Genomic DNA, 23,673 nt, shown 5'->3' on the forward strand with positions numbered 1-23,673 from the left:
ATGGCTCGTCCGGTCCGCGGTTCAAGCGCGGCGCAGGGCCTCAGGAGCGCCAGCGCAGCTCCTGGCGGATCAGCGGGTTGGCGAAGGGGCGGCTCTCGCGCGCCGCCTCCAGGGCCTCGCGCTTGAGGCGGAAATACCATTGCGAGGGCAGGTCGCCCTGACCCAGCAGCACCATGGTCGGCTTGCGGTCGAGGCCCGCCTGCGCGTGCTGGAGCACCTGCTGATCCTGGGTCAGGAACTGGCGCATCAGAGGCCGGGCGATCGGCTTCAGGAGGTTGAGCGCCGGCATGCTCCAATAGAGCGCGTTGGTCAGCATCGTCCGGTTGGGCCCCATCGGCGTGGCAAAAGTGTAGTTCGCCACGCGCTTCGTGCCCGCCTTGATCCGCTCCAGCCGCACGCCGGGCAGACGGAACTCGATCTCGACCTCCGGTGCGCCGCCGAGCAGGCGGTAGACCGGCGAACTCGTCGTGGTCGCGTGGCTCGTCATGACGAAGCCGTGCGGTACGGGCTGGAACGTCTTCAGCTTCTCCCGCAACTCCTTCGAGGGCCGGAACCACCACGTGTCGTGGACGAAGGCGACGTGGCCGGGATCGACGAGGCTCAGCGTCGTCAGGTCGAACGAGGCTTCGACCTCCAGTTCGAGCACGAGGCATCCGGCCGGCTCGAAATCGAGGGAGGGCGCCGCCGGCACGGCGCCGGGGTCGGAGGGGCCGAGATGCGGGTTGACCCAGAGGAAGCCCGCGCTCTCCACGATGGGGAAGCGCTGGACCGCGATGCGCGAGAAGTCCGAGGCGTCGTGTGCGGAGAGCGTCGGCACGTCACGGCAGCGCCCATCGGTGCCGAAGCGCCACCCGTGGAACGGGCACATCAGCGTGTCGCCGTCGAACTTGCCTTTGGACAGCGCCATGCCGCGATGGGGGCAGCGGTCGCGCAGCGCGAACAGGCTGCCGTCCTTGGCCCGGCCGAGCACGACCTGCTCGCCGTTGAGCGCGACCGCCCGCATCTTTCCGCCCGCGACCGCCGAGGCTCGGCCGGCGCAGTACCAGGCGTTCGACAACGGCTCGCGCATGGCGCGCGGATCGAGGGCGTCGTCGGTGGAGATGCGCGGGGCGGCGGCGGAGGACATGGTGTCTGAAGGGCCCGATGCTACGGGCGCCCTCTTTAGGCGCCTCGCAGGCCGCCGGCCAGCGGCACGCATATGAGACCTTCAGGGCTATCGCTCGAAGAAGCCGCTCGGGCGCCTTTGCGGCGCGGATTTCCAGGATCTCGATCTTGGAAAAACATCGAGCGGAGCGAAAGTCCAAGGTCGCGGAGGCGGCCGCCGGCGCTTGAGGCCGGAGGAGAAGCCGGGGGAATCACTGTAAGTGAGTGCCGTGGCCGGACCGCATGCTGCACCGCGGCGAGACAACGCACCGGAACGGCCGCCCAGGGGTCTTTCGCACGGCGAAAATCGCCCCTACCTTGGGCTCATCCGCAACGAACGAAAGGAGGTGATCCAGTGTCTCATTGTCATCAGCCGTCGCCGACGACCAAGACCTGGACTGTTGCCTCCGGCGTGTGCGCCTAACGCATCCGCGGGATCACAGCAGGTTTCGTCGGACTGACCGGTTCGACAATGGAAGGGCCGCCCCTCGGGGCGGCCCTTCGCATTTCCAGAGCATCGTCCCGAAAGGTGGTTGCCGGCTTTCGGGAAAAAGATGACGCGAAAGCAAGAGCCTCAAGCATCTCGAAACAGTTCAGCGGTGCTGAACCTGGAACAGCGGGGCGGCCAGGGCCTCGCAGCGGGCGCGCCAGAGGTCGCGCTCGGTCCGCAGGTCGTCCATTTTGCCGACCTCTTCGGCGATGTGGGCGCGCAGCTCGCGAATTTCCTGGGCCAGGATGACCTGAAGCTCGTCGCGGCGTTCGGATTCCAGCCGGAGCCGGGCCTTCAGCATCATGTTCTCGGCCATGATCTCGGCGACGTCCTCGTCGGCGGTCTCGGCCGATTTTGCGGCCACGGAGACGAGGCGGGGCGACCAGCCGCTGTTGCGGGCCTCGGCTTCCGGCTCGGCGGGAGCGGGCTCCGCGCCGCGCGTCTCGACGGCAGGCGTCTCGGACACGGCGGTGCGCATGCTGGCGAGCCATTCCCGCAGCGGTGCGGTGGCAGCGGGAGTCCGGAGACCGGGCTCGGGAGACGGGGCCTGTCGCGCGGGTTCCGACATCGGGTAGTCCTCGGGCACCTCCAGCGGTGCGTCGATGAGCATCAGACCCGAACATGCTTAACGAAGAGTAAAGCTTAACCGTCCGCTTACGTGCTTTTCGGGCACAGCCCCAATTTGGTCACCGCGCGGGCCCCCTTCGGGAGCGGGGTGGAAAACGGGCCCGGGATTGACTTGAGACGGTCCAGGGCCTATCCGCCCGGCTCCATTTCGACGTTCGAACGTCACGATGAGCCGCCGACCGGCCCGAGGGGCCGGAGGTCAACGTCCGACAGCGCGTGTGCGCCCTCGGGCGCCCTTGTCGTTGCCGCGCGTGCGCCGAAGCGTCAAACGAGCCCTGCCATGGCGCCCGCGAGCGACACCACCCTTCGCATCGAGGATGCGGTCAACGACCTCTGCCCGTGGTCCGGCAAGCCGATCGTGCCCGAGGCGCTGACCCTCTACAACGGTGCGGTGGTCGGCTTCTGCGATGCGGCGTGCCGGGACAAGTTCGCCCGCGCGGTGGCGGCCTTCGAGGATGCGCTGCGCGCGCGCCGCGTGGCCAATGCCGGCCTTCACCAGTAGCCCAGGCTGACGCGACACATGTTCGAAGGCCTTTCCGACCGCCTCTCCGGCATCCTCTCCGGCCTGACGCGCCGCGGTGCGCTGACGGAAGCCGACGTCACCGCCGCCATGCGCGAGGTGCGCCGCGCACTCCTCGAAGCGGACGTGGCGCTGGAGGTGGTGCGCTCGTTCACCGACAAGGTGCGCGAGAAGGCGGTGGGCGCCGTCGTCCTCAAGTCGGTGACGCCCGGCCAGATGGTCGTGAAGATCGTCAACGACGAGCTCATCGCGATGCTCGGCACCGATGCCAGCGTCGTCGATCTCAACGCGCCCGCCCCTGTCGCCATCCTCATGGTCGGCCTCCAGGGCTCGGGCAAGACGACCACCACCGCCAAGATCGCCCGGCGGCTGAACCAGCGTGACAAGCGCCGGGTGCTGCTCGCCTCCCTCGACACGCGGCGTCCCGCGGCGATGGAGCAGTTGGCGGTGCTCGCCAAGCAAGTCGAGGTCGAGAGCCTGCCGATCGTCGCCGGCCAGTCGGCGGTGCAGATCGCCAAGCGTGCCATGGAAGCCGCCCGCCTCGGCGGTTTCGACGTGGTCATGCTCGACACGGCCGGCCGCACCACGGTCGACGAAGGCCTGATGAACGAGGCCGCCGAGGTGAAGGCGGCGACGAGACCCCACGAAGTCCTGCTGGTAGCCGACGCGCTCACCGGCCAGGACGCGGTCAACACCGCGCGCGCCTTCGACGAGCGCCTCGGCGTCACCGGTATCGTGCTGACCCGCATGGACGGCGATTCCCGCGGCGGCGCGGCGCTCTCCATGCGCGCCGTCACCGGCAAGCCGATCAAGCTCGTCGGCGTCGGCGAGAAGGTCGATGCGCTGGAGGAATTCCACCCGCAGCGGGTGGCCAACCGCATCCTCGGCATGGGCGACATCGTCTCGCTCGTCGAGAAGGCGGCCGAGACGATCGACCACGAGCAGGCCCTGCGCACCGCCGAGAAGATGCGGAAGGGCAAGTTCGATCTCGAAGACCTGTCGATGCAGCTCGCCCAGATGGAGAAGATGGGCGGCATCGGCGGCCTGATGGGGATGCTGCCCGGCATGGGGCAGATGAAGAAGCAGGTCGAGGGCGCCAACCTCGACGAGAAGATGTTCAAGCGCCAGCGCGCCATCATCTCCTCGATGACGCCTGCGGAGCGCAAGAATCCGGATCTGCTCAAGAACAGCCGCAAGAAGCGCATCGCGGCGGGTGCCGGCGTCAAGGTCGAGGAGATCAACAAGCTCCTCAAGATGCACCGGACCATGGCCGACATGATGAAGGCGATGGGTTCGGGCAAACGCGGCGGCATCGGCCAGGCGCTCGGCAATATGTTCGGCCTCGGCGGCGGCATGCCGGGCGGGCTGCCGGGCGGGATGAAGCTGCCGCCGGGCATGCCGGAGCCGACGCCGGAGCAGATCGCGGAGATCGAGAAGCAGTTCGGCGGCAAGCTGCCGCCGATGCCGGCGGGGCTCGGGGCCGGAAAGATGCCGGGCCTGCCGGGTTTGGGCGGACCGAAGATGCCGGGCCTCGGCGGCTTCCTGCCGGGTAAGAAGAAATGACGATCTTGTCCGCACAGGGGATCGATCCCGAGCTGGCAGGCCTGCGCGAGAGCATCGACAACTTCGATGCCGCGCTCATCCATCTGCTCGCCGAACGCTTCCGCTGCACCCAGCGAGTCGGCGAGTTGAAGGCCCGCAAGGGTCTGCCTCCCTCCGATCCGGATCGGGAGGCCCGTCAGGTCAAGCGCCTGAGAAATCTCGCGGTCGAAGCCAAGCTCGACCCCGATTTCGCCGAGAAATTCCTCGCCTTCGTGGTCAAGGAAGTCATTCGGCACCACCGGACGATCGCCGAAAGCGTCGATCACAACACCACTGCGAAACCCGACACCGAAAGGAACGACTGATGTCCCTCAAGATCCGTCTCACCCGTGGCGGCGCCAAGAAGCGCCCGTACTACCGCATCGTCATCGCCGACGCCCGCGCCCCGCGCGACGGCCGCTTCATCGACAAGGTCGGCGCCTACGACCCGATGAAGGCCAAGGACGATCCGGCCCGGATCGTGCTCGACAACGAAAAGATCCAGTCCTGGCTCGCCAAGGGCGCGCAGCCGACCGACCGCGTCCTGCGCTTCCTCGACGCCGCCGGCCTCGCCAAGCGCCCGACCCGCAACAACCCGCAGAAGGCCGAGCCGGGCGAGAAGGCCAAGGAGCGCGCCGCCAAGCGCGCCGAGAAGGCTGCCGCCCCGGCCGAAGACGCCGCGGCGTAAGTCTTCCAATCCCCTCCCCCCTGCGGGGAGGGGTCTTCCGGGGTGGGGGATGCCTCGGGCACCCCCCCACCCTCGCTCCCACCCCGTCAGGGGACGGGACAAACGCGCCGTCATCGAGGCACTCTGCATGGCTCGCCGCCCCGGCTCCTCATCGCGCGGACCTGCGCGGTTCGACCGCCCCGCCGACCGCCTCGCGCCGGAAGCCGTGACCTCAGCCCGCAAGCCGCCGGGCGCCAAGCCGCCCCCGCCCGCCTCCCCCGATCCGGGGCTCGTTCTGCTCGGCGAGTTCGGCCGGCCGCACGGGCTGCACGGCGAAGTGCGGCTGAAATCCTTTACCGGCGAGCCGTTGGCGATCGCGGGCTACGGCCCGTTGCACGCCTCCGACGGACGCTTCCTCGAACTCGCCAGCGTCCGCCCCGCCTCCGGCGGCTCCCCCGACCTGCTAATCGTGCGGGTGAAGGGCGTGGACGACCGCAGCGGCGCCGAAGCCCTCAACCGCGTCACCCTCTCCATCGCCCGCGAGCGTCTGGGCGAGGTGGAGGACGAAGACGAGTTCTTCCTCACCGACCTGATCGGGCTCACGGTCGAGGACGGGGCCGGAGTGGCGATCGGCACCATCGTGGCGGTGCCGAATTTCGGCGGCGGCGATCTGCTCGAGATCCGCCCGGCAGCCGGCGGGCCGACCGCGCTCCTGCCCTTCACCAAGGCCTTCGTGCCGACCCTCGATCTCGCGGGCGGGAAGGTCGTGGCCGATCCGCCGGACGACCTGTTCGCCCCGCCGGGGCCGAAGCCTGCCGACGATCCGGGGTAGAGAATCGTCCCGAAAGGTGGTTCCCGGCTTTCGGGACGATGGTCCAAGCGTCCGGATTGAAAATCGACCCCGGACGCATTCGGCGACTTCCTCAACACTGAGGTCAGGCGGCACGAACCGTCGTTAGGAACCGGTCGACTTCCGCCGAGAGGCGTTCGGACTGCTGGGACAGCTCGGATGCCGACGAAAGGACCTGACTGGCTGCCACTCCGGTCTCCTCGGAGGCTTGCGCCACGCCCGCGATGTTGCTCGTCACCTCCGTCGTGCCCGTGGAAGCTTGGGCCACGTTGCGCACGATCTCCTGAGTTGCCGCGCCCTGCTGCTCGACCGCCGCCGCGATGCCGGCGACCACCGCGTTGATCTCGCGGATGCGGTTGCCGATGCCGCCGATCGCGCCGACCGCCTGATCGGTCACCCCCTGCACCTGGCCGATGCGCTGACTGATCTCTTCGGTGGCGCGCGCCGTCTGGTTGGCGAGTTCCTTGACCTCGGTGGCGACGACCGCAAAGCCGCGCCCCGCCTCGCCGGCGCGGGCCGCCTCGATCGTCGCGTTGAGGGCGAGCAGGTTGGTCTGGCCGGCGATGTTCGAGATCATGCCGACCATGGCGCCGATCTGTTCGGCGGCCTGCTTGAGTTCCTGCACCAGCTGCGTGGTTTCGTGAGCTTCGGCGACCGCAGTCTCAGCCAGATCGGCCGAGCCCGACACCTGCCGGCCAATCTCCTGCACCGACGCGCCCAGTTCCTCGGCCGCGGTCGCGACCGTGCTGACGTTGGTCGCCGCCTCCTCAGCCGCGGCGGCGACCGTGGTGGACTGGCTGGCGGTCTCGGTAGCGGTGGCCGTCATCTGCTGCGCCGTGGCCTGCAATTCCGTGGCGGAAGCCGTGACCATGCCGACGATCGACCCGACCGCCGTCTCGAACCCGTCGGCGAGTTCCACCATGGTACGCTTGCGCTCGGCGGCGGCGGCCTCGTCGGCGATGCGCTTGATCTCCGCCTGCTCGGCGGCCTTCCGAGCCACCATTGTCTTGATATCCTCGACCGCACGGCCGACCGCACCGATCTCGTCACCGCGGTCCGCTTCCTTGATCTTGGTGTCGATTTCACCCTTGGCCATCCGCTGGAGGACGCGGACCAAGTTGCCCAACGGACGCGTGATGCCGACGACGGAGACGAAGATCGCCGCAGCGAGACCGAACAGCATGCCCAGCGCACCGATGCCCATCAGGCTGTAGCGGGTGGCGTTGGTCTGATCGGTGAGCAGATCGGAGCTCTTCTCCATATAGGCAGAGATGTCGCTGGCCAGTTTACCGCCCTCGGCGACCATGGCAGCAAGGGTTGGGTCGACCGTGCCGTGCATCAAATCGATTGCCTCGGCGTTCTGGTTCAGGGTGCCGAGACGGCGGATCTCACTGACATCCTTGACGAAGCGTTCGACGCGCGCGGTCTGCTCATCCAGGCGCGCCGCGAAGGTCGGTGCCTGCCCGCGCAACTCGCTCAGGGTCTGCCGCATGGTCGGAAGCGCCGCCTCGAAGCCCTCGTTGGCAGCCTTCATCTGGGCCGGATCGGTCTCGGCGATGATCCGGAAGACCCAGTAATTCAACTCGAAGATCAGCTGATTGGAGCGGCGTGCATTGGACACAGCCTTTGCCTCACGGACGATGAAGAGGCTATAGGTTTCGTCAATACTACTCATGCGTGACTGTGCAAACCAGATACACCCCCCAACTATAATGGTGATCATCACAATAACTGATATAAACTTCGCAAATATTTTAATATGAGACATGGCTTACATTCTATCCGCTCTGGATGTGGACAAACCTTCGATTGTCCTTTGATATCCAATGCATTTTAAAAATGTTAAAAAGCGCTCACATCACGCTGATCAGCATGATGTAATTCGCCTCAAACGTGGCGATGCGCAACGAGCCGCTCAGCGTGTGCCCGCCTCCATTGCAGCGCGGGCAAGACGGATCGGTTCGGACGACAGCGCCAGGGGTCCGTCGAAGGGGCGCTCGTGCAGAGCGACCACGCCGAGCGTCGTCACCATCGCCGCGGAGAACAGGGCGAGCGTCGTCGCCTGCGCGAACGGGCGCTCGCAATGCACGAGGGCGATCGCCGTCAGCGTCAGGGCGGCGAGCACGAGCAGCGTCAGCCATTTGCTCTCGTCGCTGCGGGCGGCGCTGAGCGCGAGGCGCTCGCTGCGGGTCGAGCGGAGCTGCATCACCGCATCGAGCAGCGCGGCGTGCGTCGCCTGCCCCGCCTCCGCGGCGGTGCTCGGGTCGGCCGCGGTCTGGAGCAGACGCCCGAGCGCTTGGCCGGCGGCGGGAGCCGAGGCGCCGGTCGCGGCCATGGACGGCCACTCCTCCTTCACCACGGCATCGAGATAGGCGAAGAGCGAGGTGCGCAGGCCGCTCATGTCCGGCGCCGAGGCGATGCTGAGGTCGTAGACCGCGAGTGCATGCGAGCGCTCGGCCTGGAGCACGCGGCTGGCCTGCCGCTGACGCTCCCAGGCATCGTTGGCGACGAAGCCCGTCAGCAGCGCGAGCAGCACCGCGATCACGCCGATATACGGCGGCACGATACCGGTCGCGAGCAGGCGCATCCCCGCCCGCGTCCACGGCAGGGTCGAGAGCAGGCTCAGCAGCAGACAGAGCGCAAGGAAGACGCCCGAGAGGAGGGTGAACATCAACCAGACGGGTTGGTCGAGCCAGAGGTCGAGGATCATTGCCGAACGGACTGCGAGGACGGGCCGGCAGCGTGGCTGGCGAACCACTCCGATTCGGTAAAGACGCGTCAGCGCTTCTCGCGGGTGGCCTCGTCCCGGCAGGGCCGGATCGTTTCCGGTGCGGGCCGCCGGTCGGGTGCGGGCGCCTCGAAGACGGCGAGATAGCCGACGCCGCCCTTCAGCCGCGTCAACGACACCTCGCGAAAGCCGACGGCCGCGAGTTCGCAGCGCAGAAGCTTCGGCGGCGTGCCGTGGCGCGAGGGGATCGCGTCGGCATCGACGATCCCGACCCGGCCGCCCGGCTTGATCGCGGCGGCGAGGTTCCAGAGCAGGCCGAAGGGCTGGGCGATCTCGTGGTACATGTGGACCAGCACGGCCGCATCGACCGAGCCGGTCGGCAGGCGCGGGTCGTGCGCCTCTCCGCGCACCACGGTGACGTTGGACAACCCCGATTCCGCGAGCCGGCGCTCCAGATCGGCGAGGTAGTCCGGCGTGATGTCCTGCGCGAGAATGCGCCCCTGCGGGCCGACGCGGGGGCTCAGGCGGAACACGTAGTAGCCGCTGCCCGCGCCGATATCGGCCACCGTCTCGCCGGGGGCGATCCGCATCAGGCGGGCGACCTGCCCCACCTCGTCGGCCTTGTCGCGCTCCCGCTCGTCCGCCCATTGCGGCGCGACGATCTCGGCGACCGGCCGGTCGGGCCGCGGGAATCGCTCGGCCGGCGCGCCGGGAGGCGCGAGCGGCTCGGCCGCGATGGCCGGAAGCGACAGGAGGACGAGGGCGGCGGCAAAGCGGATCATGCCGGCGTTCAACGCGCGAATGGGCGGAACGCACCGGCCGGCGCGAACCTTCGCGAACCGTCCCCGTTCTGTCGAGGCAGGCCCGAACCCAGACGCGAACGAGAGCTCCATGCACAACCCGATCCTTCGCAACGCGATTCTCGCGGCCTCCGCCGCTCTCGCACTGACGCTCCCCCCCGCGAGCCTCGCTCAGGCGCAGGGGATGCCCGGCGCGACGGTCGGGCTTCCCATGGGCTCGCCCGATACGTTCGGCCTCTCGACGGTGAACCGGCCGTCCGGATATTCCGCCGAGCCCTCTGCCGAGCCCGGCATGGAGCCGGCCGAGCGCCGCATCCGCCAGCGCCCGCAACGGCAGCTCAAGAGCCATCGGCATTCCCAACCGAAGCGGCGGGCGCCGATGGCCCGGCGCTGACCGTCGCGTCGGCACCATCGTTTTCCAGGGGCCGACCCTCGCACTTCTCAACGAGGATGGGGCGGGTCGCCTCCGTTGACCGGCCCGCCCGCCGCCGCCATCAAGCGGCATGAGCGAGCCCATTCTCCCCGGCACGGCGGCCCCCTGGCGGGCCACCGTCCTGACCCTCTACCCGGAGATGTTTCCCGGCCCGCTGGGTCATTCGCTGTCGGGGGACGCGCTGGGTCGGGGGACGTGGAGCCTGGAGCCGCGTCAGATCCGCGAGCACGGGCTCGGCCGCCACCGCAACGTGGACGACACGCCGGCCGGCGGCGGCGCCGGGATGGTGCTGCGCTGCGACGTGCTCGGCGCCGCCATCGACGCCGCGGCGTCGGCGGTCGATCCCCGCCCCCGCCTCCTCATGTCCCCACGTGGAAGGCCGTTGACGCAGAGCCGCGTACGGGCGCTGGCCGAAGGGCCGGGCGCCATCATCGTCTGCGGCCGCTTCGAGGGTGTGGACGAGCGGGTGATCGAGGCGCGCGCGTTGGAAGAGATCTCGATCGGCGATTACGTGCTCTCGGGCGGCGAGATCGCGGCCCTGGTGCTCATCGACGCCTGCGTGCGCCTGCTGCCCGGCGTGATGGGCAAGCACGCCTCGGGCGTCGAGGAGAGCTTCGAGGGCGGACTGCTCGAATACCCGCACTACACCCGGCCCCGAGAATGGGAGGGCCGGACGATTCCCGACGTGCTGATGGGCGGCAACCACGCCGCCATCGCCCGCTGGCGGTCCGAGCGCAGCCGCGCGCTGACGCGGGCGCGCCGGCCCGACCTGCTGAAGCGGGACGAACCTTAGAGGGATCGTCTACACATCTATTCTTCCGGCAACTGAACGATCGCTCCGTCACCGGCAGCACACAGGGCGCGGAATGCAAGAATGACCACTTGCATTGCGGCGCGTGATCCGTCATTTCCAGCGGCGGGACACCTCCCCCCAACGGGAGGCAACCATCTGGAAGGATGGATGACATGACGGCTCAAATGCCCGCCGCGCGTCCGCGCGTGCCTTATTTCTCGTCCGGCCCCACGACCAAGCGTCCCGGCTGGACCCTCGATGCCCTCTCCGGTGCAGCGCTCGGCCGCTCGCACCGCTCGGCCGTCGGCAAGGCCAAGCTCGCCGAGGCCATCGAGCTGACCCGCAAGGTTCTGCGCATCCCCGCCGATTACCGCATCGGCATCGTCCCCGGCTCGGATACCGGCGCCGTCGAGATGGCGATGTGGTCGATGCTCGGCCCGAAGACCGTCGAGGTCATGGCCTGGGATTCCTTCGGCGCCGAATGGGTCACCGACGCGCTCAAGGAACTCCGGATCGACCCGAAGGTGCATGTCGGCGAGCACGGCATCCTGCCCAAGCTCGATGCGATCGACACCAAGAACAACGACGTCGTCTTCACCTGGAACGGCACCACCGCCGGCGTGAAGGTCCCGCACGCCGACTGGATCGCCGACGACCGCGAGGGCGTCACGATCTGCGACGCGACCTCGGCCGCCTTCGCGATGCCGCTGCCGTGGGACAAGCTCGATGTCGTCACCTATTCCTGGCAGAAGGTGATGGGCGGCGAGGCCGCGCACGGCATGCTGATCCTCTCACCGCGCGCCGTGGCGCGTCTCGAGAGCCACACGCCGGCCTGGCCGATCCCGAAAGTGTTCCGCCTCACCAAGGGCGGCAAGCTGATCGAGGGCATCTTCAAGGGCGACACGATCAACACGCCCTCGATGCTCGCGGTCGAGGACTACCTCGACACCCTGAAATGGGCGCAGAGCATCGGCGGCCTCGACGCGCTGCATGCGCGGGCGGACGCCAATGCGCGGGTGATCCACGACTGGGTGGCGCGCACCCCCTGGATCGGCCACCTCGCGGTGGACCCGGCGACCTACTCGAACACCGGCGTCTGCCTCGTGATCACCGATCCGGACGTGCTCGCCAAGGGCGATGCCGCGGTGAAGGCGTTGGCCGCCGCCCTCGTCACGCGGCTGGAGCGCGAGGGCGTCGCCTTCGACTTCGGCGCCTACCGCGACGCACCGGCCGGCCTGCGCATCTGGTGCGGGGCCACCGTCGAGGCCTCCGACCTCGCGGCGCTCACCCCCTGGCTCGACTGGGCCTTCGCCCAGGAGAAGGCGGCGCTCGCCGCCGCCGCGGCCTGAGGGTCTGAGACGTCGTGATGGCCGGTCGCAGGACCGGCCATTTGCTTATCGACGCGCTCCAGCGATCCACCGGTCTTTTGTCCGCGCACGGCGCCGGCCGGACACGTCTCGCGCAATCGCGAGCGATCCTGCGCGCCTGCCCGACGCGAGGTGCTTCCATGCCCAAGCTTGCCACGAACAAGCCGAAAGTCCTGATCTCCGACGCCCTGTCCGACGCCGCCGTCCAGATCTTCCGCGATCGCGGCATCGAGGTCGATTTCCAGCCCGGCCTCGGCAAGGACAAGGACGCCCTGGCCGCCATCATCGGCCAATATGACGGTCTCGCCATCCGCTCCGCCACCAAGGTGACGGGCAAGCTGCTCGCCGAGGCCACCCGGCTGAAGGTGGTCGGCCGCGCCGGCATCGGTGTCGACAACGTCGATGTCCCAGCCGCGACCGCCAAGGGCGTGATCGTGATGAACACGCCGTTCGGCAACTCGATCACCACCGCCGAGCACGCCATCGCCCTGATCTTCGCGCTCGCCCGCCAGATCCCGGCGGCGGACGCCTCCACGCAGGCCGGCAAGTGGGAGAAGAACCGCTTCATGGGCGTCGAGCTGACGGCCAAGACGCTCGGCATCGTCGGCTGTGGCAATATCGGCGCCGTGGTCGCCGACCGGGCGATCGGACTCAAGCTGAAGGTCGTCGCCTACGATCCCTTCCTGACGCCGGAGCGCGCCGTCGAGATCGGCGTCGAGAAGGTCGAACTCGACGAATTGCTGGCGCGGGCCGACATCATCACCCTGCATGTGCCGCTCACCGACAAGACCCGCAACATCCTCTCGGAGGAAAACCTCGCCAAGACCAAGCGCGGCGTGCGCATCGTCAACTGCGCCCGCGGCGGCCTCGTGGACGAGAGCGCTCTCCGCGCCGCCTTGGATTCCGGTCATGTCGCGGGCGCTGCCCTCGACGTGTTCGTGACCGAGCCGGCGACCGAGAACCCGCTCTTCGGCCACCCGAACGTGATCTGCACGCCGCATCTCGGCGCCGCGACCTCCGAGGCGCAGGAGAACGTCGCGCTCCAGATCGCCGAGCAGATGGCGGATTACCTCCTCAGCGGCGCCATCACCAACGCGATCAACTTCCCCTCGATTTCGGCCGAGGAAGCGCCGCGCCTCAAGCCGTTCGTCGCCCTGTGCGAAAAACTCGGCTCGTTCCTGGGCCAGCTCACGGAAGCACCGATCAAGGGCATCCGCATCACCTACGAGGGCGCGGTGGCCGGGATGAACACCCGGGCGCTGACCTCGGCGGCGGTGACCGGCGTGCTGCGCCCGATCCTGCAAGAGGTGAACATGGTCTCGGCCCCCGTGATCGCGCGGGATCGCGGGATCGTCATCGACGAGATCAAGCGTGAGGGCGGGGCCAGCGACTACGAATCGGTGGTGCGCATCGCCGTGGATGCCGAAGACATGCCGCGCGACGCCGCCGGCACCGTCTTCAACGACGGCAAGCCGCGCATCATCGAGATCCGCGGCATCAACATCGACGCACCCTTCGCGCCGCTGATGCTCTACGTGCGCAACCACGACAAGCCGGGCTTCGTCGGCAGCTTCGGCACCGTGCTCGGCGAGGCCGGCGTCAACCTCGCGACCTTCGCGCTGGGCCGCGAGGCCGAGGGCGGCAACGCGATCGCCTTCGTGGCGGTCGATGCCGAGGTATCTCCCGAGGTTCTTAAGGCGATCGAAGCGATCCCGCAGGTGAAGCGTGTCCGCCCCGTACGCTTCTGAGGCCGGCAAGCCCCCGGCTGAGGCCGGCAAGCCCCCGGCGGACGATCCCGGCCGCCCCCTCGACAATGACGGCACGACGCTCCCCGCGCCGTCCCCCCTTGCCCCTGAACATGAGGATCGCGCGATGGCCCGCAAATTCACCGTTCGCTGCGCCTGGGACGAGGCGGCCGGCGTCTTCTTCGTGCACGACTCGCCGGTGCCGGGCCTCGCCACCGAGGCGCCGACCATGCCGGCCCTGCTGTGCAAGCTGCCCGGCATGATCCGCGACCTGCTCGGCCTCGAAGACGGCGCCTATATCGACATCTACGTCGAACGGGTGAACCGCTGAAGACGCCGTCCGAAAGACGGCCTCGGACGGCTTGACCGGCCGGGGCCATCCTGGCGACACAGTCGCGCGATGAGACATCGTCAGGCATCGCTCCGGACGGCCCTGGCCGCTGCCGAGCCGATGCTCTCACGCGCGAGCACCCCATGAAGATCGACGGCCGCCCCTACCGCACCATCTTCCCCGAGGCCGACGGCGATGCCGTCTCGGTCATCGACCAGACCCGGCTGCCCTTCGCCTTCGAACTGAAGCGGCTGGCGAACCTCGACGATGCGGCGGTGGCGATCCGTACGATGGTGGTGCGCGGCGCGCCCTTGATCGGCGTCACCGCCGCCTACGGCATGGCGCTGGCCATGCGGCAGGATGCGAGCGAGGCGGGGATCGAGCGAGCTTCCGCGACGCTCGCCGCGACCCGGCCGACCGCGATCAACCTGCGCTGGGCGCTCGACCGGATGGCCACCGTGCTGCGCCGCGCCCCGGAATCGGCGCGTGAGGCGCTCGCTTTCACGGAGGCCGCGTCCATCGCCGACGAGGACGTCGCGAGTTGCCGCGCCATCGGCGAGCATGGCGCCAAGATCCTGTCCGAGATCGCCGCCAAGAAGGGGGGGCCGGTCAACGTGCTGACCCATTGCAACGCCGGCTGGCTCGCCACGGTCGATTGGGGCACGGCGCTGGCGCCGATCTACGTGGCGCATGATGCCGGCGTGCCGGTCCACGTCTTCGTGGACGAGACCCGGCCGCGCAACCAGGGCGCGGCGCTCACCGCCTTCGAGCTGAACGCCCACGGCGTGCCGCACACCGTGATCGCCGACAATGCCGGCGGCCACCTGATGCAGCACGGGCAGGTCGATATCTGCATCGTCGGCTCGGACCGCACCACGGCGTCGGGCGACGTCTGCAACAAGATCGGCACCTACCTGAAGGCGCTGGCCGCCACCGACAACCGCATCCCGTTCTACGCGGCGCTGCCGTTCTCGACGATCGACTGGACCCTGTCCGACGGGGTGCGCGACATCCCGATCGAGGAGCGCGACGCCCGCGAGGTCACTCATCTCACCGGCCGCACCGACGACGGCGCCTTCGCCACCGTCGCGGTGGTCTCGCCCGGCAGCCCGGTGGCCAACCCGGCCTTCGACGTGACGCCCGCCCGCCTCGTCACCGGCATCATCACCGAGCGGGGCGTCTGCGACGCCTCCGAGGACGGCTTGGCCGGGCTCTATCCGGAGCGGCGCCGGGCCGCCTGAGTGTCTCCCACAAAGCTCCCGCCGCGCTGTCATCGCCGGAGCGAGAACGGTCGGAGACCGGGCGTTTTGTGAGGCCGTTTAACCAGCGGACCGTCAATCCTTCAGTGGATCGTGGCCCCAGTTCATCAGCGACAGCCGCCAGGGTGAGTCTTCGGTCTTGGACTTGTCCTCCGGTCCGCCCTGTTTGAGGTGGCGGTTCACGTAGCCGGTCACCTTCCTCATGTGGGCGTAGTCGTCGTCGCTGAGGTCGGCCTTCTTCTTGTGAAGGATCTCGACGATGCGGCGGCCCTCCTTGTGGCCGGTCGCCTCGCCGCCGTCCTTCTTCTGGCCGACCGATTGGCTCTCGTCGGTCTCGAGGAATGTCTCGAGGGCCGAGGCGGTCATGTTCACCGCGCCCTTGAAGTCCTTCCAGATCGCCTCGTGATCGTCTTTCTCGGCCATGGCGCCCCTCAATCCTCCCGGTATTCTCGGGGCGGGAACGGGGGCGTTTCGGAGGCGGTTCCGGCCTCAACCCGGCTGCGCGCTTGGGACGCGCGGCCGGCCGGCGCTCAGCCGCCGCCAGCGGATCACCAGCGCCACCGAGACCACGAGAAGACCGGCGCAGAAGCCCGCCCAGATCCCGCGTCCGCCCATACCGGCGCCCCAGGCCAGCGCCGCCCCGAGCGGCACACCGATGACCCAGTAGCCGAACAGCGCGATCAGCATCGGCACCTTGGTATCCTGCAAGCCGCGCAAGGCTCCCAGTGCCACCGACTGCACGCCGTCCGAGATCGCGAACAGAGCCGAGAAGATCAGGAAGCCGGCGGCGACGGGATAGACCTGGGCCGCGCCGGGTGCCTCGGTGTCGAGGAACAGCCCGATCAGCATATGCGGCGCGAAAAGCTGCACCAGCGCGCAGGCCACCATGAAGCCGAAGCCGAGCCAGAGCGCGACGGCGCCCGCGCGGCGCAGACCCGCCCGGTCCGCGGCGCCATAGGCGCGGCCGACCCGCACCGTCGCCGCCTGCCCGATGCCGTTGGGCACCATGAAGCAGGTCGCGGCGATCTGCAGCGTGATCGCGTGGGCGGCGAGCGGCAGCGTGCCGAAGGTGCCCATTGCCACCGTGGCCGCCTCGAACAACCCGGCCTCGGCGATGCCCGCCACGCCCATCGGCAGGCCGACCCGCACGACGCGGGCGAGGCGCTCGGCGTCGAAGCGCCAGAGGCGGGCGAACATGCGGTGGCGGCGGAGGCCCCCGTCGAGCCGGATCACCGCGACCAGGGCGGCGATCGCCAGGAACTCGGTGATCACGGTGCCGAGCGCGACGCCGACGATGCCGAGATCCGGCGGGCCGAAGGCGAAGAAGGCCCCCAGCGCGATGTTGAGCGGAAGCGCGGCGAGGCTCACGGCGAGCGGCGGCCCCGGGCGCTGGAGCGCGGCGAGCGCGCCTTTCAGCACCATGAAGGCGAGGGCGGGGAACATCCACCATTGCAGCACCCGCATGTACGCGCCGGCCTCGCGGGCGACGGCCGGCTCCTGGTGGAGCGCGATCAGCAGCCCTTCCGTGAACCAGAGCCCCGGCATCAGCGCGAGCGTCACGAGGAACCCGACCCACAGGCCTGCCCGAACCGTGCGCCGCACCTCGTCCGCCCCCGCGCCCGACGGCCTCCGCGACGAGGGGGGCGACGCTGGAGGTGAGGCCGATGCCGCCGATGAACAGCAGCAGGTAGAGGCTGGTGGCGAGCGCACCCGCGGCGATGGGCTCGGCGCCGAGCCGGCCGAGCAGCACCGCGTTCGAGGCGACCAGACCGTGCTGGGCGAGATTGATGAGGACGAGCGGGGCGGAAAGCCGGCAGGTCGCGCGCAACTCGTCCCACCAGGGCGAGGCCGGCGGCCGGCGCAGGCCGCTCGCCGCGAGGCTCGGTGAAACCGTCACGACATCCGTCCCCGTGTCACGAAGCGGGAGCCGGCGCACGGTCTCCCAAAAAGCCGCCGGACTGGCGCCGCCACAGGTCGGCGTAGAGCCCGCCCCGGCGGATCAGTTCGGCGTGGGTGCCTTCCTCGACGATCCGGCCGCTGTCGATCACGATCAGCCGGTCGAGCGCAGCGATGGTCGAGAGCCGGTGGGCGATGGCGAGCACGGTCTTGTCGCCCATCAGCGTGTCGAGCGCCTCCTGGATCGCCGCCTCGACCTGGCTGTCGAGGGCGCTCGTCGCCTCGTCGAGGATCAGGATCGGCGCGTCCTTGAGGATGACGCGGGCGATCGCGATGCGCTGGCGCTGCCCGCCCGAGAGCTTCACCCCGCGCTCGCCGACATGGGCTTCGTAGCCGCGCCGCCCCTTGTGGTCCACGAGATCGAGGATGAAGTCGTGGGCGTGCGCCAGCCGCGCCGCCTGCTCGACCTCGGCGTCGCTCGCATCCGGGCGGCCGTAGCGGATGTTGTCGCGGATCGAGCGGTGCAGCAGCGACGTGTCCTGGCTGACCATGGCGATGGCTTCGCGCAGGGAATCCTGGGTCACCCCGGCGATGTCCTGCCCATCGATCAGGATGCGCCCGCCCTCGACGTCGTGCAGGCGTAGCAGAAGCGCGGTGATGGTGCTCTTGCCCGCCCCGCTGACGCCGACGAGGCCGACCTTCTCACCCGGGCGGATGTGGAAGGACAGATCCTCGATGATGCTGGCATCACCCCGGCCATAGTGGAAATCCACGTTCTCGAAGCGGATGTCGCCCCCGGTGACGATGAGCGTCTTCGCATCGGGGGCATCGGTGAGGCCGTGCGGACGGGCGATGGTCTGCATGCTCTCCTGGATCACGCCGACATTCTCGAACACGCCGCGCACGGTCTGCATCACCCAGCCCGACATCGCCATGAGCCGCAGGATCAGCGCCAGACCGGCCGAGGCCTCGCCGGTCGTCAGCGCGCCGCGCTGCCACAGCGCGAAGCAGACGGCGGCGGTGGCGAACAGGAGCAGGCTGTTGAGCCCCGCCAGCAGGCTCGTCGTCAGCGTGGTGAGCCGGAACTGGTGGAGATAAGCGCGGGTGTGGGTATCGACCGCGTCGCGCACGGTGGCGCGCTCCTCGCGGTCGCGGGCGAAGAGCTTCACGGTCATGATGTTGGTGTAGCTGTCGACCACCCGGCCGATCAGGGTCGAGCGGGTCTCGGCGGTCAGATGCGAGCGCTTGCGCGCGCGCGGCACGAACCACCACGTCAGCCCGGCATAGGCCACCACCCAGAGGACGACGGGAAGCGCCAGCCAGCCCGAGATCGAGGAGAACAGCCCGATCGCGGTGACCGCGTAGATCGCCACGTAGAGCAGCGTATCGATGAACACGACCGCGAGTTCGCGCACCGCCGGCCCGACCTGGACCGTGCGGTTGGCCAGCCGCCCGGCGAAATCCGCCTGGAAGTACGAGAGCGAGTGGCCAAGTGTGTAGAGATGCGTGCGCCAGCGGATCTGGTTGGTCGATTGCGGCACGATGAGCTGGTTCGAGGCCAGTTCGTGCAGGAAGGCCGCCAGCGGGCGCACCACGAGGAGCAGCAACGCAGCGAGCGTCAGCGGCACGGCGTTGTCGGAGAGGACGGTGGTGCGGTCGGCCGCGTTCATCAGGTCGATGAACCAGCGCATGAGCAGATAGAGCGAGGCCTCGATCCCGCCCGCGATCACGGCGATGACGAACAGGGCCGCCAGCGCGAAGCGGATCGGCCGCAGATAGAAACCCGCGAAGCCGAGCACCGTCTTCGGCGGCATGCGCCGGTCATCGAAGGGCGCGAACGGATCGATGCGACGCTCGAGCCAATCGAGGAACATGTTTTTTGGGACCAAGTCAGGAATGAGAGGCTCAGGTAAGGCTCCTTGACGCCGGGCCAACCCCGCGCCCATGCCGCAGGCAAGACCCTGCCCCGCCTTGTCCCTTCGAAAACCCCCACCGCCGATGCTGCGCCTCGCCCTCTACCAGCCCGACATCCCGCAGAACACGGGAACGATGCTGCGCATGGCCGCCTGCCTCGGGATCGCGGTGGAGATCATCGAGCCGGCGGGCTTCGACGTGTCCGACCGGCACCTGCGCCGCTCGGGGCTGGACTATCTCGACCACGTCGCGATCACCCGGCACCGTTCCTGGGACGCCTTCGAGGCGTGGCGGCGCGTGGCCGGGATCCGCCTCGTGCTCGCCACCACCACCGGCTCTGTGCCCTACACGCAGCACGCGTTCCGCGACGGCGACTGCCTACTGATGGGCCGCGAATCCGCCGGCGTGCCGGAGGCGATCCACGCGGCCGCCGATGCCCGTGTCGTCGTGCCAATCCGGCCGGGTCTACGCTCGCTCAACGTCGCGGTCTGCGCCGCGATGATGCTGGGCGAGGCGATCCGGCAGGTGGGGTGACGGAGGCGATCGATCGTGCCGCCGAACGAATCGACGAGCCTGCCGCGCATCGCGTCCCACGCCCGCCCTCGAAATGCGCGACCTTCGACATCGAACGGAGACGCGATGACTTCATAAAACGCGGCTTTATCGACTCTCGATGATCGCCGAGCGCTCGCCAGCCATTAAATATGTTAACTTCAATTTTACTCAATCACCGCGTTATCGATTCGAGTTATCTCTCGATAAGGCCGGTATCACGATGCATTTTTTCAGAAACTCCAAGTTGATTATCAAGATCGCCCTGCCACTCCTTTTGACACTTATGGTCAGTACCGGCCTCATCGTCTATGCGCGCGACGTGATGCGCAGCCTGTCTGAGCAGACGGTCCGAATCGTCGATGTCCAAGCAGTGCGCCTGAACGCACTGATGCACCTGCGCGGCGGCATTACCGAGGCGGCGGTCATGGACCGCAACATGCTGCTCGAAAGCAATCCGGAGAACAGATCGCGCTTCCGGATCAAGCAGCAGGCCGGCATGACCGAGGCGCGCGAAGCGACCGACCGGCTCCTCGCCGCGGCCGAAACGCCGGAGCGGCGGGCCACCAACATAGCCCTGCGCAAGGATGTCGACGGCTTCTTTGAATTGCTCGACCGCGTGTACGATCTCGGCATGCGTCAGCAGGGTGACGAGGCGTTCCGGATCGCGCGCGACGTCGGAATCCCGGCCCGGCTCAAGCTGAACGAGTGGATGCAGAGCCGGGCCACGATCCTGCACAATGAGCTGGCCACGGCGAAGACTCAGGCGATCGAAGCCGCCGATCGCGGAACCTATACACTCATCGGGTTGGCGACCGTCGGCCTGCTGGGCGCCATGACACTGGCCGGCCTGATCACCGTGTTCGCGGTGACCCGCCCGCTCGGCCGCTTGGTCAACGTCCTGCAGCGTATGGCGGGCGGGGAGACCGACGCCGAAATCAACGAGGCCACCCGCGGCGACGAGATCGGTGCCGTCGGTCGGGCCGTCGAGGGCATCAAGGCCATGGTGGCCCGCAAGGCCGCCGAGGAGGCCGAGGTGCGCCGGCGTACGGACGACGCCGCGGCGGCAGAGCGCAAGCGCACGATGATCGAGCTGGCCGACGGCTTCGAGGCGGCGGTCGGCGGCATCGTCGGCATGGTCTCCTCCTCGGCGACGGAATTGCAGGCCACCGCGCAGCAGATGACCGCGAGCGCGACCGAGACCGCAACGCAATCCACCACGGTCGCTGCCGCCGCCGAGGAAGCCGCCTCCAATGTCGGCACGGTTGCGGCCGCCGCCGAGGAGCTCGGGGTTTCGGTTCAGGAGATCGGCCGTCAGGTTCAGGGCTCCGCTGGCCTGGCGCAGGCGGCCGTGGGCGAGGCCGACCAGACCACCCATCTCGTCCAGGCTTTGCGGACCACCTCGGCCCGGATCGGCGACATGGTCGGCCTGATCTCCAACATCGCCTCCCAGACCAACCTCCTGGCGCTGAACGCGACCATCGAGGCGGCGCGGGCGGGCGAAGCCGGCCGCGGCTTCGCGGTCGTGGCGTCCGAGGTGAAGGAACTGGCCAGCCAGACGGCGCGCGCCACCGAGGAGATCTCGGGTCAGATCGGCGAGATCCAGGGGGTTACGGATCAAGCGGTCACGGCGATCGGCGCGATCACGAGCCGGATCCGGGAGATCAACAACGTCGCGACCGGCATCGCCGCCGCCGTCGAGCAACAGGGTGCCGCCACGCAGGAAATCGTGCGCAACGTGGCGCAGGCATCGACCGGCACCTCAGAGGTGACGCGCAACATCTCCGGTGTGGCCCAGGCTTCCGAAGAGACCGGCATCGCCGCGAGCCAAGTCCTCACCTCGTCCGCCGAGCTGTCGCAACAGTCCGAACATCTGTCGGCGGAAGTGCAGCGCTTCCTCGCAACCGTCCGAGCCGCCTGACCCACACACCACGACACGACGGAGAGACCTCGCCCCGACGGGCGGGGTCTTTTTTGTTGCCGCTTGGGTCCGGTGACCGGCGAGTCGCGAGGCGACGCCAATCCGCCGGGTGGGACCGATGTGCCTCTGCACACCCACGGCGAGCAGATACCCTCAAATGTTACATCCGGAGCGTGTGCGGCGCTTGAAGACACCATAGCGGTGTTTTAGGTTCGATTCGTGACCCGCTCAGGAACCCTTCCCTCTCGCCTGACCTACCGGCTCCTTCCCGAGCCGGCCGATCTCGATGCGGTCCGCGCCATGCTGGCGGCCTATCGGCGGATGCTCGTTCTGCTCGAGGAGATCCGCCGGGAGCATGGTTTGCGGGCCAACGTCGTCGCCCTGATCGAGCACGGTTACGGACGCGTGCGTGACGAGACCGGGCTGCCGGCCCGCCTCGTGACGCTCGGCATCCGCGACTTCGCGCAGCGCGCCGCCGGGTTCGACCCCGAGACCGTCACGTCGATACCGCTCGACGACAAGCTGTTCAGCGTGAAGGGCGCCTCGGAGATCGCGCTCACGACGATGAACGGCCGGCGCACGATGCCCTACCGCGTCGAGGGCTATGACGGCCCCTGGCGCGAACTCTCCAGTGCCCGCCTCACGCTCGCGGGCGACGCGCTCACCATCCAGGTGGGCGTCTCCGTCACCGCACCGAAGGAGGAGACCCGCATGACCGAGAACATCCTGACCCGCGTCGGCCGGATCATCGGCGGCCTGTCCAACGCCGCCCTCGACGCGGTGGAGGACCGCAACGGCCTCGCGATCGCGGAGCAGGCGCTTCGCGAGATCGATGCGGTGATCCACGAGGCGCGGCTCGACCTCGGCAAGATCAAGGCCGAGGAGCACCGCCTCTCCGCCCGCCGCGGCCAGCTCGACGGCGAGCGGACGGCCCTGCCCGAGAAGCTGTCGCTGGCGCTGTCGAGCGGGCGCGAGGATCTGGCGCGGGCCGGCATCAGCCGTCAGCTCGACTTGGAAAGCCAGATCGAGGCGATCGATTCGAGTCTCGCGGACGTGGCCGAGCGCCACGAGGCGGCCTCGAAGGCGATGCAGGCGGCCACCGCCGCCCGGCGCGATGCCGAGCACCGGATCGCGTTGCTGCGCGCGCCCGCCCCGCGGAACGCGGACACGCTCGCCGGCTACGGCGGCGAGGACGCGGCCCGGGCCCGCCAGCTCGAACAGTCGCTGCGGGCCATCGACCGGGTCAGCGGCACGGCCTCCGCCCCAGCCGATCCGTCGATCGAGGATCTCGACCGCCTGCACCGCGACCACACCATCGAACAGCGCCTCGCCGCGCTGAAGCAGGGCCGATCTTCGTGAGCGCGCTGGCCGCGCCCGCCCTCTTCCCCTTCACCCTGGCCGCGGCGGTGATGGCCGGCCTCGTCGCGGTGGAGGTGCTCTCGCTTCTCGTCGGGCACTCGCTCTCGGAACTGGTGGAGGGCGCCCTCGGCCACGAGGCCGGCGCCCCGACGGGAACCGACGGCGTCGGCGCCGCCGCGGACGCGCACGGGCCGTTCTCGCCGGCCGCGCTGATGTCGTGGATCAATCTCGGCCGGGTGCCCTTCCTGATCCTGCTGATCCTCGGGCTTGCCGTCTTCGCGCTGGCGGGCTTCGCCCTCCAGGGGCTCGCCGCCGCGCTCCTCGCTCCCCTGCCCGCGCCGGCCGCGATCCTGCTCGCGGGCGCGGCGACGCTGCCGGCTTTGCGCGTCTCGACCAAGGCCATCGCCCGGCTGATCCCGCGGGACGAGAGCTACGTCGTCACCGCCGACGACCTGATCGGCGCGACGGCGGAGGTCACCCTCGGGCCGCTGGATCAAGGCCTTCCGGGCCAAGTCCGGGCGGTGGACCGCCACGGCAATATCCACTTCCTGCGCACCCGCGCCGCCCCCGGTGCCCCGGCCATGGAAGCCGGCGCCCGCGTCCTGATCGTGGACCGGGCTGACGCCGTCTACGTCGCGGTGCCCGCCGCGCCGGATCTCTGATCGCTTTTTCTCTCCCCACCGAAAGGGTCGCTCAC

22 protein-coding genes and 1 pseudogene are annotated in these 23,673 nt (G+C 69.0%); 15 read left to right on the forward strand and 8 right to left on the reverse strand.

Going from position 1 to position 23,673, the window contains the following annotated elements; all coding sequences use genetic code 11:
• Positions 1-40 precede the first annotated feature (40 nt).
• The gene (locus tag E4V01_RS16790) at positions 41-1,126 is read right to left on the reverse strand and encodes an aromatic ring-hydroxylating dioxygenase subunit alpha (RefSeq protein WP_060768439.1); all 1,086 of its coding nucleotides are present in this window, start codon (positions 1,124-1,126) and stop codon (positions 41-43) included.
• A gap of 610 nt (positions 1,127-1,736) precedes the next feature.
• Complete coding sequence (locus E4V01_RS16795) at positions 1,737-2,243, reverse strand: hypothetical protein (RefSeq protein WP_135299125.1); 507 nt, start codon at positions 2,241-2,243, stop codon at positions 1,737-1,739.
• Positions 2,244-2,540: 297 nt separating this feature from the next.
• Between E4V01_RS16795 and E4V01_RS16800 the strand changes: the two genes are divergently transcribed.
• The 5 genes from E4V01_RS16800 (at position 2,541) to rimM (ending at position 5,860) form a co-directional block, all read left to right on the forward strand.
• On the forward strand, positions 2,541-2,762 hold the full coding sequence (locus tag E4V01_RS16800) for a glutathione S-transferase (RefSeq protein ID WP_135299126.1): 222 nt from the start codon (positions 2,541-2,543) through the stop codon (positions 2,760-2,762).
• 18 nt (positions 2,763-2,780) lie between these two features.
• The gene (ffh, locus tag E4V01_RS16805; RefSeq protein ID WP_060768441.1) at positions 2,781-4,343 is read left to right on the forward strand and encodes a signal recognition particle protein; all 1,563 of its coding nucleotides are present in this window, start codon (positions 2,781-2,783) and stop codon (positions 4,341-4,343) included.
• Positions 4,340-4,687 (forward strand): chorismate mutase, encoded by a 348-nt coding sequence (locus tag E4V01_RS16810; RefSeq protein WP_060768442.1) that lies wholly within the window; start codon positions 4,340-4,342, stop codon positions 4,685-4,687. Before ffh ends, E4V01_RS16810 begins: the two co-directional genes overlap by 4 nt.
• On the forward strand, positions 4,687-5,049 hold the full coding sequence (rpsP, locus tag E4V01_RS16815; protein ID WP_003601547.1) for a 30S ribosomal protein S16: 363 nt from the start codon (positions 4,687-4,689) through the stop codon (positions 5,047-5,049). Before E4V01_RS16810 ends, rpsP begins: the two co-directional genes overlap by 1 nt.
• A 127-nt stretch (positions 5,050-5,176) precedes the next feature.
• Entirely contained in the window at positions 5,177-5,860 is a 684-nt protein-coding gene (gene rimM, locus E4V01_RS16820; protein WP_135299127.1) for a ribosome maturation factor RimM, read from the forward strand.
• Positions 5,861-5,963: 103 nt separating this feature from the next.
• Here rimM and E4V01_RS16825 read toward each other — a convergent pair whose 3' ends face one another.
• The 3 genes from E4V01_RS16825 to E4V01_RS16835 form a co-directional block, all read right to left on the reverse strand.
• A complete protein-coding gene (locus E4V01_RS16825; protein WP_371688527.1) occupies positions 5,964-7,601 on the reverse strand; it encodes a methyl-accepting chemotaxis protein in 1,638 nt (545 codons plus the stop codon).
• 192 nt (positions 7,602-7,793) lie between these two features.
• Entirely contained in the window at positions 7,794-8,588 is a 795-nt protein-coding gene (locus E4V01_RS16830) for a DUF4239 domain-containing protein (RefSeq protein ID WP_135299129.1), read from the reverse strand.
• A gap of 68 nt (positions 8,589-8,656) precedes the next feature.
• The gene (locus E4V01_RS16835) at positions 8,657-9,388 is read right to left on the reverse strand and encodes a class I SAM-dependent methyltransferase (protein WP_060768446.1); all 732 of its coding nucleotides are present in this window, start codon (positions 9,386-9,388) and stop codon (positions 8,657-8,659) included.
• Positions 9,389-9,497: 109 nt separating this feature from the next.
• Here E4V01_RS16835 and E4V01_RS16840 point away from each other — a divergent pair, with 109 nt between their 5' ends.
• The 6 genes from E4V01_RS16840 (at position 9,498) to mtnA (ending at position 15,316) form a co-directional block, all read left to right on the forward strand.
• Entirely contained in the window at positions 9,498-9,800 is a 303-nt protein-coding gene (locus E4V01_RS16840; protein WP_060768447.1) for a hypothetical protein, read from the forward strand.
• A 109-nt stretch (positions 9,801-9,909) separates the two neighbouring features.
• The gene (gene trmD, locus E4V01_RS16845) at positions 9,910-10,632 is read left to right on the forward strand and encodes a tRNA (guanosine(37)-N1)-methyltransferase TrmD (RefSeq protein ID WP_060768448.1); all 723 of its coding nucleotides are present in this window, start codon (positions 9,910-9,912) and stop codon (positions 10,630-10,632) included.
• A 173-nt stretch (positions 10,633-10,805) separates the two neighbouring features.
• Positions 10,806-11,981 (forward strand): phosphoserine transaminase, encoded by a 1,176-nt coding sequence (locus tag E4V01_RS16850; RefSeq protein ID WP_060768449.1) that lies wholly within the window; start codon positions 10,806-10,808, stop codon positions 11,979-11,981.
• 158 nt (positions 11,982-12,139) lie between these two features.
• Positions 12,140-13,747: a phosphoglycerate dehydrogenase gene (serA, locus tag E4V01_RS16855; RefSeq protein WP_135299130.1), complete on the forward strand. Its 1,608-nt coding sequence runs from the start codon at positions 12,140-12,142 to the stop codon at positions 13,745-13,747.
• Between the two features lie 124 nt (positions 13,748-13,871).
• Positions 13,872-14,075 carry a DUF1902 domain-containing protein gene (locus E4V01_RS16860; RefSeq protein WP_060768451.1) on the forward strand — a complete coding sequence of 68 codons (204 nt, stop codon included), beginning with the start codon at positions 13,872-13,874 and terminating at the stop codon, positions 14,073-14,075.
• 143 nt (positions 14,076-14,218) lie between these two features.
• Positions 14,219-15,316 carry an S-methyl-5-thioribose-1-phosphate isomerase gene (gene mtnA, locus E4V01_RS16865; protein ID WP_135299131.1) on the forward strand — a complete coding sequence of 366 codons (1,098 nt, stop codon included), beginning with the start codon at positions 14,219-14,221 and terminating at the stop codon, positions 15,314-15,316.
• A gap of 93 nt (positions 15,317-15,409) precedes the next feature.
• Here mtnA and E4V01_RS16870 read toward each other — a convergent pair whose 3' ends face one another.
• The 3 genes and pseudogenes from E4V01_RS16870 to E4V01_RS16880 all read right to left on the reverse strand — a co-directional run bounded on the left by E4V01_RS16870 (position 15,410) and on the right by E4V01_RS16880 (position 19,104).
• Positions 15,410-15,757, reverse strand: a complete 348-nt coding sequence (locus E4V01_RS16870; RefSeq protein ID WP_135299132.1) for a DUF3140 domain-containing protein — start codon at positions 15,755-15,757, stop codon at positions 15,410-15,412.
• A 66-nt stretch (positions 15,758-15,823) separates the two neighbouring features.
• Positions 15,824-17,231: pseudogene (locus tag E4V01_RS16875) on the reverse strand (MATE family efflux transporter).
• A 16-nt stretch (positions 17,232-17,247) separates the two neighbouring features.
• Positions 17,248-19,104 (reverse strand): ABC transporter ATP-binding protein, encoded by a 1,857-nt coding sequence (locus E4V01_RS16880; protein ID WP_060768454.1) that lies wholly within the window; start codon positions 19,102-19,104, stop codon positions 17,248-17,250.
• Positions 19,105-19,228: 124 nt separating this feature from the next.
• Between E4V01_RS16880 and E4V01_RS16885 the strand changes: the two genes are divergently transcribed.
• The 4 genes from E4V01_RS16885 (at position 19,229) to E4V01_RS16900 (ending at position 23,638) form a co-directional block, all read left to right on the forward strand.
• Positions 19,229-19,678: a tRNA (cytidine(34)-2'-O)-methyltransferase gene (locus E4V01_RS16885; RefSeq protein WP_060768455.1), complete on the forward strand. Its 450-nt coding sequence runs from the start codon at positions 19,229-19,231 to the stop codon at positions 19,676-19,678.
• Between the two features lie 241 nt (positions 19,679-19,919).
• Entirely contained in the window at positions 19,920-21,617 is a 1,698-nt protein-coding gene (locus tag E4V01_RS16890) for a methyl-accepting chemotaxis protein (protein WP_135299165.1), read from the forward strand.
• Between the two features lie 219 nt (positions 21,618-21,836).
• Entirely contained in the window at positions 21,837-22,976 is a 1,140-nt protein-coding gene (locus E4V01_RS16895) for a PspA/IM30 family protein (protein ID WP_135299133.1), read from the forward strand.
• The gene (locus E4V01_RS16900) at positions 22,973-23,638 is read left to right on the forward strand and encodes an OB-fold-containig protein (protein WP_083530727.1); all 666 of its coding nucleotides are present in this window, start codon (positions 22,973-22,975) and stop codon (positions 23,636-23,638) included. Before E4V01_RS16895 ends, E4V01_RS16900 begins: the two co-directional genes overlap by 4 nt.
• The last annotated feature ends 35 nt before the right edge of the window (positions 23,639-23,673 follow it).

It is taken from the genome of Methylorubrum sp. Q1 (assembly GCF_004683995.1).
Classification (GTDB): domain Bacteria; phylum Pseudomonadota; class Alphaproteobacteria; order Rhizobiales; family Beijerinckiaceae; genus Methylobacterium.

What these genes read in the sequence shown, in the direction of transcription:
- E4V01_RS16850 (WP_060768449.1), top strand. Translation starts at nt 10,806, where the DNA reads ATGACGGCTCAAATGCCCGCCGCGCGTCCGCGCGTGCCTTATTTCTCG.
- ffh (WP_060768441.1), top strand. Translation starts at nt 2,781, where the DNA reads ATGTTCGAAGGCCTTTCCGACCGCCTCTCCGGCATCCTCTCCGGCCTG.
- E4V01_RS16830 (WP_135299129.1), bottom strand. Translation starts at nt 8,588, where the DNA reads ATGATCCTCGACCTCTGGCTCGACCAACCCGTCTGGTTGATGTTCACC.
- mtnA (WP_135299131.1), top strand. Translation starts at nt 14,219, where the DNA reads ATGAAGATCGACGGCCGCCCCTACCGCACCATCTTCCCCGAGGCCGAC.
- E4V01_RS16890 (WP_135299165.1), top strand. Translation starts at nt 19,920, where the DNA reads ATGCATTTTTTCAGAAACTCCAAGTTGATTATCAAGATCGCCCTGCCA.
- E4V01_RS16800 (WP_135299126.1), top strand. Translation starts at nt 2,541, where the DNA reads ATGGCGCCCGCGAGCGACACCACCCTTCGCATCGAGGATGCGGTCAAC.
- trmD (WP_060768448.1), top strand. Translation starts at nt 9,910, where the DNA reads ATGAGCGAGCCCATTCTCCCCGGCACGGCGGCCCCCTGGCGGGCCACC.
- E4V01_RS16870 (WP_135299132.1), bottom strand. Translation starts at nt 15,757, where the DNA reads ATGGCCGAGAAAGACGATCACGAGGCGATCTGGAAGGACTTCAAGGGC.
- E4V01_RS16795 (WP_135299125.1), bottom strand. Translation starts at nt 2,243, where the DNA reads ATGCTCATCGACGCACCGCTGGAGGTGCCCGAGGACTACCCGATGTCG.
- E4V01_RS16840 (WP_060768447.1), top strand. Translation starts at nt 9,498, where the DNA reads ATGCACAACCCGATCCTTCGCAACGCGATTCTCGCGGCCTCCGCCGCT.
- serA (WP_135299130.1), top strand. Translation starts at nt 12,140, where the DNA reads ATGCCCAAGCTTGCCACGAACAAGCCGAAAGTCCTGATCTCCGACGCC.
- E4V01_RS16835 (WP_060768446.1), bottom strand. Translation starts at nt 9,388, where the DNA reads ATGATCCGCTTTGCCGCCGCCCTCGTCCTCCTGTCGCTTCCGGCCATC.
- rpsP (WP_003601547.1), top strand. Translation starts at nt 4,687, where the DNA reads ATGTCCCTCAAGATCCGTCTCACCCGTGGCGGCGCCAAGAAGCGCCCG.
- E4V01_RS16810 (WP_060768442.1), top strand. Translation starts at nt 4,340, where the DNA reads ATGACGATCTTGTCCGCACAGGGGATCGATCCCGAGCTGGCAGGCCTG.
- E4V01_RS16790 (WP_060768439.1), bottom strand. Translation starts at nt 1,126, where the DNA reads ATGTCCTCCGCCGCCGCCCCGCGCATCTCCACCGACGACGCCCTCGAT.
- E4V01_RS16885 (WP_060768455.1), top strand. Translation starts at nt 19,229, where the DNA reads ATGCTGCGCCTCGCCCTCTACCAGCCCGACATCCCGCAGAACACGGGA.
- E4V01_RS16880 (WP_060768454.1), bottom strand. Translation starts at nt 19,104, where the DNA reads ATGTTCCTCGATTGGCTCGAGCGTCGCATCGATCCGTTCGCGCCCTTC.
- rimM (WP_135299127.1), top strand. Translation starts at nt 5,177, where the DNA reads ATGGCTCGCCGCCCCGGCTCCTCATCGCGCGGACCTGCGCGGTTCGAC.
- E4V01_RS16860 (WP_060768451.1), top strand. Translation starts at nt 13,872, where the DNA reads ATGGCCCGCAAATTCACCGTTCGCTGCGCCTGGGACGAGGCGGCCGGC.
- E4V01_RS16825 (WP_371688527.1), bottom strand. Translation starts at nt 7,601, where the DNA reads ATGATCACCATTATAGTTGGGGGGTGTATCTGGTTTGCACAGTCACGC.